The sequence below is a fragment of the Nesterenkonia alkaliphila genome, from assembly GCF_009758175.1.
Classification (GTDB): Bacteria; Actinomycetota; Actinomycetes; order Actinomycetales; family Micrococcaceae; genus Nesterenkonia; species Nesterenkonia alkaliphila.
The window spans coordinates 1-11,923 of the sequence record NZ_WRPM01000025.1; the positions used below are offsets into that span (position 1 = coordinate 1).

Here is an 11,923-nt window from a genome sequence, read left to right on the forward strand (position 1 = left end):
AGACCAGCCAAGGATGCGGGATATTAAATCCGGGAAGTGGTCATCAAACTCTGACGCACCAAGATCTGCCATATGCACATGTCACTCGATGGGAAGATTGTCGGTGACTACTTGGCCACCAGCGTTGGCATGGCCTCACAACGGGAGTTCCACGCCCTGGCTTATGGACCCCAGCGCCACTACCGCAGCCACAAGGGATGGCTCAGCGGCCGAATTACCACTGAGGACAACTTCACCCACTACCGCACGCCGGATCTGAACAAAGCAGCCGCGGCGGTCCCCGACGGGGACTACATCGCTGTCCCGGACGCCCCCATGAACTACTTCTCCATTGACCCGGCTGGCCAGCTCGGCTGGCAGAAGAACTCGATTGATTACTTCGATACCAACGCCCACGTTGTCGAGGTCCTGTCCGGCAAAGCGAGCAACGCCTACAAAGACCTCCTCCGCCGGCTGGGTATCTCCTACCTCATCGCCGGCGACGACACCCTGGACCTCGCACAGGCAGTCGAGAAGATCGGCGCGAATTTCGGCGGTGAGGAACTTATGCTCGGCGGCGGTGGCGGACTCAACTGGTCCTTCATCCGTGCCGGGTTGTGCGACGAGGTCAGCATCGTACTCACCCCGGCCGCCGATGGAACCAAAGGCGCACAAACCCTCTTCGAAGCCGACGACCGCTACACCACACCACTACCGACCGCCTTCGATCTCCAAGACATACAAAAACTCGATGACGGCAGCCTCTGGCTGCGCTACACAGTCACCGGTCCTATCAACTAAGGTCAGGACCCCGGTAGGCCCGTCGCCCCACCTTGCATGACCCTTTCCTGCGTGCAGTTCACGTATACGCTGTACCACTCACGGCCGGATACGGCACTGTCCTTGTCCACGAAACTGATGAGAGCGAATACTCCAGAATCCGCAGGCTGAGCCAGCTGAGGCACCGCACATGCCTAATACGCTTGAGCGGCTCGCGACTCAGACAAAATCCTGAACCGACTCATGTCAGGGGCACACCTGTCCTGCGTGAAGGTGTGGATGAAGGCGTGGCCTAGTACCAAGATATTCCTCCCCGCAAGAAGATCTCCACAGATGAAGGGGATCGTCATCTCATCAGGCCTCTAGCTTTGTACTACGCCGAAGTGAGTGCCGCGCCATTTTCATGTGCGCAGACCCATGATGGGACTAAAGGCTCACCTGATTGGTGTGACAGTGTCGATGCGGGTCATGTCCGCGGGCGATGGGTATAAATACCTGCTGCGGACGGTGGCGGCTGGGGATGGTGACCGGTCGTTGTCTACGCCGTTGACCCGGTATTACGCGGAGGAAGGTACCCCACCGGGCCGGTGGCTTGGTGCCGGAGTCCGCAGCCTGGGGGATGGCCGAATCGGTGTGGGTGATGAGGTCTCTGAGGCGCAGCTTCAGCTGCTGGTGGGGATGGGCCGTGACCCGGTCACCGGTGAGCCGTTGGGGAAGGCGTATCCGCAGTACAAGACCACCACCGAGCGGATCGAAGCTCGCATCACCGGGCTTGACCCGGATTTAGGCCCAGCTGCCAGGGCTGAGGCGGTAGCGGCGATTGAGGCCGAGGAAGCCGCTCGTGGTGGTCGGCGTGCGGTGGCGGGATTCGATGTCACGTTCTCGGTGCCGAAGTCCGCCTCTGTGTTGTGGGCGGTTGCTGATGCGGGGACTCAGGCGTTGATCGCACAGGCTCATCATGCTGCGATTGCAGAGGTGGTTGCATTCATGGAGTCCGAGGTTGCAGCCACCCGCACGGGCGCAACCGCAGGGGACGGGGCGGTTGCACAGGTCGATGTCGCCGGACTGATTGCCACTGCTTATGACCATTACGACTCCCGGGCCGGTGACCCTCACTTGCATACCCATGTGGTGGTCTCCAATAAGGTCCAGACGGCACTGGATGGGAAGTGGCGCTCCCTCGACGGACGACCCCTGCACGCCTCAGTGGTCGCACTCTCGGAGATGCATGAGGCGATCTTCGCCGACCACCTCACCCGGATGCTCGGAGTCCAGTGGGAGTCACGGGACATGGGCCGGGACCGTAACCCCTCCTGGGCCATCACCACCGTCCCCGAAGACCTCGTGGGTGAGTTCTCGACCAGAAGCAGGCATATCGACGCCGAGACCGACCGGCTCATCGACAACTATGTGACCGAGCACGGCAGGCGGCCTGCTCCTGCGACGATCATGAAGCTGCGCGCCCAAGCTACCCTGACCACCCGACCAGACAAACAGGTCCACTCCCTGGCCGAACTGACTGATCAATGGCGCACCCGGGCGAGCAGTGTGCTGGGGGAGGACGCCACCGCCTGGGCCTCCAGAACCGCACACCTGAGTTGTTGCGGGCTGACGATGTGCCCTTGGACGCGGTCAGCCAGCTGGGCGAATCTGTGGTGGCGGTGGTCGGTGAGAAGCGTTCGACCTGGCGGCGCTGGAACCTCTACGCCGAAGCCTCCCGACAGACCATGGGACTACGGTTTGCCAGCACCGAAGACCGCCACGCCATCCTGGGCATGATCACCGACGCCGCCGAGAACGCCTCCCTGCGTCTCACCCCACCCGAGCTGGCAGTCTCCCCGGTGGTGTTCCGCCGAGACGACGGCACCAGCGTCTTCCGACCGAAACACTCGACCGTGTTCTCATCCGAAGACCTGTTGGCCGCAGAAGACCGACTCCTAGAACGGGCACGCACCCTCACCAGCCCGACAGCGGATATGGCCACGGTGGAGAAGATCACCAGTAGCCCGGATCGTCAGGGGCGCAGGCTCGGTCCAGACCAGGCAGACGCCCTGGCGCGGGTGGCGGTCTCCGGGCGGGTGCTGGATGTATTGGTCGGTCCCGCGGGGGCAGGTAAGACCACCGCCCTGAGTGCCCTCCGCCGGGCGTGGGAGACCCAGCACGGCACAGGCTCCGTAGTCGGCCTGGCCCCCTCAGCCGTAGCAGCCCAGGTGCTGGCCGAGGACCTGGGGATCGCTACCGAAAACACAGCGAAGTGGTGGGACAACCACACCCGCCACGGTGAATCCTTCCAGGCAGGCCAGTTGGTGATCATCGACGAGGCCTCCCTGGCCGGAACACTGACCCTGGACCGGATCACAGCCCACGCCGCAGAGACCGGAGCCAAGGTCCTGCTGGTCGGTGACTACGGGCAGCTCCAATCAGTGGATGCAGGTGGGGCATTCTCCATGCTGGTCAACGACCGCGACGACACCCCCGAACTGGTCGACGTCCACCGATTCACCCACCCGTGGGAGAAAACCGCATCCCTCGCACTACGTCACGGGCAGACCGAGGTGATTGATACTTACCTGGAGCACGACAGGATCAGCGAAGGCGAAGCCGAGGCGATGGCCGACGCTGCCTACACCGCCTGGCGGTCAGACCGGTACGCAGGCAAGTCCTCAGTGCTGGTGGCTGAGACCCGGGAGCAGGTGGCGATGCTCAACGCCCGAGCCCGAGCCGACCTCATCCTCGATGGCACCCTGAAACCCGGCCCCGAAATCACACTGAACGACGGTACTCAGGCCGGTGTCGGGGACACAGTGATCACACGGCGCAACGACCGCCGACTGCGAACAGGACGTGACTGGGTCCGCAACGGAGACACCTGGACGATCACCGACATCCGCCACGACGGCTCGATCACCGTCCGCAAACACGGCCGCCGATTCGGCGGAGCAATCGTCCTACCTGCCTCCTACGCCGCCGAACATCTCGACTTGGGTTACGCCGTCACAGCGCAGCGGGCACAAGGGCTCACCATCGATACCTCCCATGTGCTGGTGGAGCCCACCACGACCAGGGAAAACTTCTATGTCGCCATGACCCGGGGCCGATTAGCCAATCGCGCCTATGTGGTTCTCGACCAGCCCGACGAGCACGCTGAGCCTCACCCCGGGGCGGACCCGGATGCCACCGCCCGGACGGTGCTCTACGGAGTACTCCAACACTCCGGTGCCGAGCTATCGGCACATGAGACGATCACCGCCGAGCAAGAGACCTGGGGATCGATTGCTCAGCTGGCGGCCGAGTACGAGACCATCGCCGCCGCAGCACAACACGACCGATGGGCCACCCTCATCCGCACCAGCGGCCTCACCACCGAACAAGCAGAAGAAGCCATCGCCTCCGAGGCCTTCGGCCCACTCACCGCCGAGCTGCGGCGGGCTGACGCCAATCACCACAACCCCGAAGCCCTGCTCCCACGGCTAGTGGCAGCCAAGGGTTTGGAGGACGCCGATGATGTTGCTGCGGTGCTGCATCACCGGGTGGCCCGTGTCACCGCACGCCCAGCAGGATCAGGCCGCACCCGTAAACCACCCCGCCTCATCGCCGGACTGATCCCGGCCGCTGATGGACCGATGGACCAGCAGATGCGGCAGGCGCTAGAAGAACGCCACGACCTCATCGAAACCCGCACCACCACCATCCTGGACACCGCCCTCCAGGCCGGCGAACCGTGGGTCAAACAGCTAGGCAACCCACCCTCAGACGAGCGGGGCCAGCGGCAGTGGCATCGGGTCGCCCGCACCGTGGCGGCCTACCGCGACCGATACCAGATCACCAGCACCCACCCCCTGGGTGCCGAACCAGAGACCATTGCACAGAAGATCGACCACGCCCGAGCCCGCACCGCACTCCACCAGGCTCGGAGGCTCAATATGGCTAGTCAGGGGCAGGAACAGAAGCCCATATCGTGGAACACGCCAGGACGAGCTCTCTAGCAAGGTAGAAGAGTCGGCAATCCCTCTGACCCTCGGAGCGGAGGCGCCAGTCTCCGAGCGCACCTCAGTTATCCTGATAGGCAAGCAAGATGCTGTCCGCATCGCCTCGCAACTGAGAAGGGTGGTCCTCGGTGTCCGCTACACAAGCGCAGCCAACTGAAGAGCAGGTCGCTGCTGCCGAGGCGCAAATTGTTGAGCAATCAAAACGGATCGACTTTTACCTCACAGAGTACTCAGTTGAATTATTGGCACAGAAGGTGCGTGACGGAGAGTACGTGGTGCCCTCTTACCAGCGAGAGTTCACGTGGGAAGAGGACCGGAAGTCACGCTTCATTGAGTCTCTAATCATGGGACTTCCTATCCCATTCATTTTCTTTTGGGAGATGCCTGATGGCCGACTTGAAATTGTTGACGGGTCTCAGCGGCTGAGAACTATCGAGGAGTTCGTGCACGGACGTTTTGCCTTGGGTGAGCTTGACCCTCTCACGCATCTGTCGGGTTTGAAGTTCACGGATTTGCCCGCGTCTCGTCAGAGAAAGATCAAGAACCGATCCATACGTGGGATCGTCTTGAATGAACATGCTGACGAAGCTGCGCGACTTGACATGTTCGATCGCATAAATACGGGGAGCAAGATCGCCAATAAGGCAGAGATTCGCCGGGGTGCGTTGGACGGACCCTTCCTCAACCTTGTTACGGAGCTGGCATCAACAGACGAACTCGCTGCCCAGGCCCCCATGTCGGACAAGGCTAAGGACGAACGTGGCTACGAAGAACTCGTGACCCGCCTCTTTGCGTACGGAGACGGGTTGGAGGATTATCGTGACCGTCCATCTGATTTCTTGTTCTCTTACTCCAAGAAGATGAACGAAGTCTTCGCTGAGAACCCTGATCTGAATGCTCAGTATAGGCAGAGATTTTTTGACGTCATCACTTTTGTGTCCAAGGTCTTCCCCTACGGCTTCCGGCGTTCTGCCGGCGGTTCGTTTACCCCGCGCACTCGTTTTGAGGCTATAGCGATTGGAGTAGACGCTGCTCTAAAGGATGACCCTTCTTTGAAGTCAGCAGACCCTAACGAACTAAACGTTGCCTCTTGGCTCGAGTCAGAGGACTTTTCCCAACTAATCAGGTCTGACGGTGCTAACGCTAAGTCCCGGCTGAAGGCCCGAATCGAGTTTGTTCGTAGCAGGTTGGTTCGAGATGCAGCCGAGTGAGCTTGAGGGCTTCTTCGAAGAACGTTTCGCAGAGATCAGGACCTACCTTGAACTCCTGGAAGAGGTCGATCGCGCGAGCGCTGACGGTGCGCCCCGGTTGAAGAGAACTGACGCCAAGATTTCGCCCGAGCAAAAGCGCATCTTGAACTCAAGTCTTTATCTCCAGCTCTACAACTTGGTCGAGGCTACAGTTTCCCGTTGTCTTGACGGTGTGGCTGCGGCAGTTGCCGCTGACCAGATGAAACCCAATGAACTGGCACCTGCTTTACGAAGAGAGTGGGTGAGGTCTACTGCTCGAACCCATATCGTTGACTTGAAACCCGAGAAGCGGCTAGAGGCTGCCTTGGCAATGTGTGAGCATTTGGTGGGCCAACTACCTATTGAGAACTTCTCCATCGACCCAGGGGGAGGGGGTAATTGGGACGATAGTGCTATCGAAAAGTTGTCCAACCGGTTCGGTTGCAATCTTTCGATCAGCGAGGACGTCTCCACTGCTGCGAAGCGTCACATTAGGGATGACATGGGAGCTTTGAAGCTTGTAAAGGACAGACGTAACGGCCTAGCACACGGTTCCCTCTCCTTTGTTGACTGTAGTGATGGCGTAACTGTCTCAGAGCTCCAAAAGACAGTAGAAGCAGTAGGAGATTACTTAGAGGAAGTAGTGAAGAGCTTCGCTGGTTTCATCCAGTCGGGCATAAAGGTTGGAAACTCGGCAACGGGGAAGGTGGCAGCAACCGTATGACGGTGGAAACGTCTAATCCTGTCATCAACGCTGTAGATCTATTTTGCGGGGTGGGAGGGCTTACCCGTGGACTCGCTAATGCGGGGGTAAACGTACATGCAGGGTACGACATTGATCCTGCATGCCGATTTCCCTATGAGGCCAACAACGACTCGAAGTTCGTTGAAATGGACGTAAATGATCTTACGGCGGCCGAACTCCGCCGGCACTTCAATACTTCAGACGTTAGTCTTCTAGCAGGTTGCGCCCCATGTCAGCCTTTTTCCTCATATGCGCGTGCTGGCCGCAGCAGGAAGAGACCAAATGACTGGCAGCTTGTTGAGACCTTTGGGCAACTAGTGAAGGATGTTCAACCTGATTTAGTGACGATGGAGAATGTGCCACAACTCGTAGACCATTCTGTGTTCACTACGTTCCTGGAGAGTCTCGAAGGTTACGACACCTGGTGGGCCGTCATGGACACAGCTTCACTTGGCGTGCCGCAGACAAGGAAACGATTAGTACTCCTGGCATCGAAATTTGGAGTTGACGGACTGGAGTTGGTCTCTCAGAAGGTTGCGCCAGTAACAGTTAGAGATGCCATAGGCTCGCTCCCCCCGATCGCTGCTGGTGAAACTCACCCACACGATCGTCTCCACACAGCTTCTCGGCTTGGGCCGAAGAACCTTGAACGAATTCAACATTCTAAGCCTGGAGGGACTTGGCGAGATTGGCCAGAAGAATTGCAGGCGGAATGTCATCGAAAGTCCTCTGGTGCAACTTACCCAAGCGTCTACGGGAGAATGGCGTGGGACGAGGTCGGGCCGACCATGACTACCCAATGCTATGGGTATGGAAACGGCCGGTTTGGGCACCCTGAACAAGATCGGGCGATCTCGCTTCGGGAAGCTGCCATTCTCCAGACTTTCCCGCCTAAATATCAGTTCGTTCCACCGGATTCTCCTGTTAGATTCAACTCACTCGGGAGGCTTATCGGCAACGCTGTACCGGTCCGGCTTGGGGAAGCGATAGGTAACGCGCTCACAGCGCATGTGAAGTCGAATTACTCTCGCAGAATCGATTCAGAAGTCTCTGTCAACGCTGTGGCATCAGTGGGGTGAGGGCCGCTTCGGCGGCGGAGAAATGGGACACCAGCATCAACTCGTGATGCGTGATGTGGGGTTGGCTGGCGGTGACAAGCCTGATGCCGGCTTCATTGAGTTCAGCCACCACGCTGCTCACCGTCGAGACCCGGTGGCCCAAGGTGATGGGGTCCGGGATCACCACAATGTCCATGTCATTACTGCGGATGCGTTGTCTCAAAGTGCGCATTCCATGTTCGGGGGTTCCGGCATCGTGGACGGAACCGATCACTGTGTATCCATGTTGATGGCACAGCCCCGTGCACGCATCCCAATGGTTCTGCTGCTCGGCGGCGGAGGTGCTGTTGGTGTAGATGAACGCGCGCATCACCGGGCACCTGCCAATACAGGGCCACTGTCGGTGGCTTCCTGGTGGGAATCGGCCTCAGCGATCTTGGCATGCTGGCGAGCTACCATCTCCTGAGCACGAACCCGGGCCAGCAGGATCAGGCTGATCGGTCCGATCCAGGCCATCTTCATCGCGTTCCAGATGCACAGCAGAACAATCAGATGAAGCCAGCCGGGTGCACCGTCCTCAATCAGCTCGACACAGATGCTTGCGCCATAGAGATAGGGGAGTGCCAGCAGCATCACAGGCAGACCCCATTTCAGGCCCCTGCGGGTACGTACACCGTCAAGGATGATGTTCGTCGGCATATACCGGCGCAGGTACGAACGAATGTGGATGCTGGCGATCCAGATCAGGCGGAACATGAGCACAGTCCTTCCCTTTGTCTATGGCGACAAGAGAAAGAAAGGTGACTGTCCGGCTCTGGCCGTTCAGTCTCCATCGCATCCGGCGATGGTCACGGAAGTAGAGGCCGCCTCATAGCCAAGGATAACGCTGCAGACTGACCCAGGGAAGAGTTCGGGGCTATGACCAGTTGAACTGCTTCCTCAGTTCCGCCTGCTCGGCCAACAGCCGGTCCCGCTCTTTCAATAGTGCTTCATGATCGGCCTGAACCTCGTGAGGGTTCGCGGCGTAGAACCGATCAAGCCAGTTCTGCAAGGTCGAGGCGGCAATGCCGTATTGCCGGGCGATCTGCGCCCTAGGCTCATGACGCTTCCGGGTAGCCGCGATCACTTCCTGCTTGAAGTCATCGGAGTACTTCACCATGACCACCATTTTGCCTCAACTGATCCGCCCTCACCGGCCACCTGTGGTTCAACGGGGGTTGCCATGTGGGTCACGCATCGGCACATCTTGATCTAGTAGCCGCCGTCGCACCGTCCCATCGCTGAAGCTCAGCCGCGTGCCGATGCTTCGCAGAGACTCCCCATCCAGGTAGCGGCGCTTCATCTCAGCCACCTCATTAGCGGTGGGTTGGCGGCGTCGCAGAGGAACACCGCGCTCACGCAGAAGGACCGCCAGCCGCTGCCGGGGGATACCCATCCGGTCGGCAACCTGCTTCAACGTCGCTCCGGCCCGGTACTGCTGTTCAGCTTGGTCCGCTTCAGAAGGATGTACATAACGGCTCTGCGGAGCCACCAGGTAGGCCTCTGACCTGCGGCGATGCGGCCTCGCCCGAATGCTACGATGTTCCCGTAGAACAAACGCAAACGAAGAGTTGGAGGTACGGGGAAGTTTCGACAACTCTCCTGCTACCTCCACAGATCATGAGAATCCCGGTACTTTTCTAGTACCGGGATTCTCCGTTTCCACGGCGAGCAGCATCTTGAAGGGCCGGTGCAGGATAATCAAACTGAGAGACATCCTTTTGCTGCCAGGAGGGGAACAGTGACCCGGCCGATCTACCTGATCCAGGGGCTGGCGCAGAGCACCGACGCCTGGGATCAGGTGGTGCACCACCTGCCCGCCGCCACCGAGGTCACCAGAGTTGACATGCCCTCCCTGGGGTTCGCCGACGACAACTTCAGCCTCGAGCGGGCAGCCGTGGAGCTCGAGGAACGGATCTCCCACCCCGAGGCCGTGATCTGCGGGCTCTCCTCCGGCGCCGTGGTCGCCGCCCAGCACGCCATCATGCACCCCGGGAGCAGCTACCGCTATGTCCTGGCCGGAGGACAGGTGAAACCACGGAAGTGGCTCGGTCCGTTCATGCGGCTGGGGCACCCGGTGGTTCACCGGTTCATGGAGCTGCGCAGCCGCCGCCGTCTGGACCCCCGCAAGGTCCGCAGCATCACCGATACCTACGCGCGGCTGGATCTGCGCGACCGGCTGACGGAGATCACCGCCCCGGTGCTGGTGCTGGTCGGCACGCTCGACCGGGTGCACTACAAGCCTGCTGGTGACATCCTCCAGCGCGTTGCCCGCAGCCAGGTGGCCGAACTCAGGCGGGCCGGGCAAGAGAGCAATAAGAGCGCCCCGGCGCAGTTCGCCCAGCACCTGGCCCGGCAGGCAGACTGCCCATCGCCTTGACACGCTGTGGGCCGGATCACAGACTCGGAGCATGCCTGATACTCATGAGGTGCTGAACCAAGTCCCGCCGCTTGTGAACTATAACCTGGCCGATGACCCCGCCCTGCTCGAGGGCCTTCACCGCGAGGGTGCCGGATGGGCCGAGGCTGAGCTGCGCGAGTTGGGGCAGCTGGCCGGCAGCCAGCAGGCCCAGGACTGGGCTCGGCAGGCCAATGAGAATCCTCCGGTGCTGAAGACCCACGACCGCTACGGGCACCGGATCGATGAGGTGGAGTTTCACCCGGCCTGGCACGAGCTGATGAATGTCGCTGTCAGCCAGGGGCTGCACGCAGCACCCTGGACCGATCAACGCCCAGCAGCACACGCAGCCAGGGCCGCTAAGTTCTTGGTCTGGAGCCAGGTGGAGGCCGGCCACATGTGCCCGATCTCCATGACCTATGCCGCAGTCTCGCCGCTTCGACATGCACCTGAACTCTCAGCGACCTTTGAGCCGCTGTTTGCCGCACCGCACTACGACTTCGGGCTGCGCGAGCCCAGCACCAAACGCGGAGTGATCGCCGGAATGTCCATGACCGAGAAGCAGGGCGGCTCTGATGTGCGGGCCAACACCACCACCGCAGAACCCATAGCGGATGGCAGCTATCTGATCACCGGGCACAAATGGTTCACCTCCGCGCCGATGAGCGATATCTTCCTCACCCTGGCTCAGGCACCAGGGGGCCTCACCTGTTTCCTGCTGCCCCGAATCCTGCCCGATGGCAGCCGCAATCCGATCCGCCTGCAGCGGCTCAAGGACAAGCTGGGCAACCGGTCCAACGCCTCAGCGGAGATTGAGTACGACGCCGCCCTGGGCTGGAGAGTGGGGGAGGAGGGCCGTGGTGTGCCCACCATCGTGGAGATGGTCAACAACACCCGGCTGGACTGCGTACTGGCCACCACCGCGCTGATGCGTCAGGCAACGGTGCAGGCCGTGCACCACTGCACCTACCGTGAGGCATTCGGAGCTCAGCTGATCGACCAGCCGGCCATGGCCAATGTGCTGGCAGACCTGGTGCTGGCATCTGAGGCTGCCACCACGCTGGCGCTGCGGCTGGCAGGAGCCCGGGGGGAGGAGGATCAGGGAGCATTCCGCAGATTGGCCCTGGCCGCGGCCAAATACTGGGTCTGCAAACGCGGGCCGGTGCACGCCGGGGAAGCCCTGGAGTGCCTAGGCGGCAACGGCTATGTGGAGGAATCCGGTATGCCGCGGATCTACCGAGAGGCCCCGCTGCTGTCCATCTGGGAGGGTTCAGGCAATGTGGCAGCCCTGGACACGCTGCGCGCAATGACCAAAGAACCCGAAACCGTAGAGGCTTTCTTCCAAGAGGTCGGCAGAGCTGCGGGGCAGAATCGGCACCTCGATGCGGCGCTGAAGCGCCTTCAGCAGGACCTGCCCGCCGTGGTAGACCCGCAGTACCAGGTCAGGAGGACCGTGGAGCAGATGGCCCTGGTCCTGCAGGGCTCACTGCTGGTGCGGCATTCCCCGCCAGCAGTGGCAGATGCCTTCTGCGCCTCCCGCCTGGGCGGTGATTGGGGGCATGCCTTCGGCACTCTGCCTGCCAGTGTGGATACTGACGCCATCCTCAGCCGAGCCCGTCTGCCCTGACAGGACCCGGCTGAGGAGTTCACGCAGTAAGCCGATTGATCAGCGGGCGTACTGGCGGGAGCCGGAGCTGCGGCGGCCA

The 11,923-nt window shown here is 60.9% G+C and carries 10 protein-coding genes and 1 pseudogene; 7 read left to right on the forward strand and 4 right to left on the reverse strand.

Going from position 1 to position 11,923, the window contains the following annotated elements; translation table 11 throughout:
* The first annotated feature begins 78 nt into the window (after nucleotides 1–78).
* The 5 genes and pseudogenes from GNZ21_RS03650 (at nucleotide 79) to GNZ21_RS03670 (ending at nucleotide 7,801) form a co-directional block, all read left to right on the forward strand.
* Complete coding sequence (locus GNZ21_RS03650) at nucleotides 79–780, forward strand: dihydrofolate reductase family protein (protein ID WP_198345961.1); 702 nt, start codon at nucleotides 79–81, stop codon at nucleotides 778–780.
* Nucleotides 781–1,179: 399 nt separating this feature from the next.
* A pseudogene (gene mobF, locus GNZ21_RS03655) lies at nucleotides 1,180–4,745 on the forward strand (MobF family relaxase).
* 131 nt (nucleotides 4,746–4,876) lie between these two features.
* Nucleotides 4,877–5,959 carry a DUF262 domain-containing protein gene (locus GNZ21_RS03660; RefSeq protein WP_188503456.1) on the forward strand — a complete coding sequence of 361 codons (1,083 nt, stop codon included), beginning with the start codon at nucleotides 4,877–4,879 and terminating at the stop codon, nucleotides 5,957–5,959.
* Nucleotides 5,946–6,701, forward strand: coding sequence for an MAE_28990/MAE_18760 family HEPN-like nuclease (locus GNZ21_RS03665; protein WP_157321448.1), 756 nt, complete (start codon nucleotides 5,946–5,948; stop codon nucleotides 6,699–6,701). The genes GNZ21_RS03660 and GNZ21_RS03665 overlap by 14 nt, the downstream gene beginning before the upstream one ends.
* A complete protein-coding gene (locus GNZ21_RS03670) occupies nucleotides 6,698–7,801 on the forward strand; it encodes a DNA cytosine methyltransferase (protein ID WP_157321450.1) in 1,104 nt (367 codons plus the stop codon). Before GNZ21_RS03665 ends, GNZ21_RS03670 begins: the two co-directional genes overlap by 4 nt.
* On the opposite strand, the gene GNZ21_RS03675 is transcribed toward GNZ21_RS03670, so the two are convergent.
* From GNZ21_RS03675 to GNZ21_RS03690, 4 genes are all read right to left on the reverse strand, one after another.
* Nucleotides 7,776–8,150, reverse strand: a complete 375-nt coding sequence (locus GNZ21_RS03675) for a recombinase family protein (protein ID WP_157321451.1) — start codon at nucleotides 8,148–8,150, stop codon at nucleotides 7,776–7,778. The genes GNZ21_RS03670 and GNZ21_RS03675 overlap by 26 nt on opposite strands.
* Complete coding sequence (locus tag GNZ21_RS03680) at nucleotides 8,150–8,536, reverse strand: sulfate permease (protein WP_157321453.1); 387 nt, start codon at nucleotides 8,534–8,536, stop codon at nucleotides 8,150–8,152. The genes GNZ21_RS03675 and GNZ21_RS03680 overlap by 1 nt, the downstream gene beginning before the upstream one ends.
* Nucleotides 8,537–8,696: 160 nt before the next feature.
* A complete protein-coding gene (locus GNZ21_RS03685; protein WP_157321455.1) occupies nucleotides 8,697–8,939 on the reverse strand; it encodes a helix-turn-helix domain-containing protein in 243 nt (80 codons plus the stop codon).
* 48 nt (nucleotides 8,940–8,987) lie between these two features.
* The gene (locus GNZ21_RS03690; protein ID WP_157321456.1) at nucleotides 8,988–9,311 is read right to left on the reverse strand and encodes a helix-turn-helix domain-containing protein; all 324 of its coding nucleotides are present in this window, start codon (nucleotides 9,309–9,311) and stop codon (nucleotides 8,988–8,990) included.
* Nucleotides 9,312–9,560: 249 nt separating this feature from the next.
* Here GNZ21_RS03690 and GNZ21_RS03695 point away from each other — a divergent pair, with 249 nt between their 5' ends.
* A complete protein-coding gene (locus GNZ21_RS03695) occupies nucleotides 9,561–10,199 on the forward strand; it encodes an alpha/beta fold hydrolase (protein ID WP_157321458.1) in 639 nt (212 codons plus the stop codon).
* A gap of 31 nt (nucleotides 10,200–10,230) precedes the next feature.
* On the forward strand, nucleotides 10,231–11,844 hold the full coding sequence (locus GNZ21_RS03700; RefSeq protein ID WP_157321460.1) for an acyl-CoA dehydrogenase family protein: 1,614 nt from the start codon (nucleotides 10,231–10,233) through the stop codon (nucleotides 11,842–11,844).
* Nucleotides 11,845–11,923: the final 79 nt, after the last annotated feature.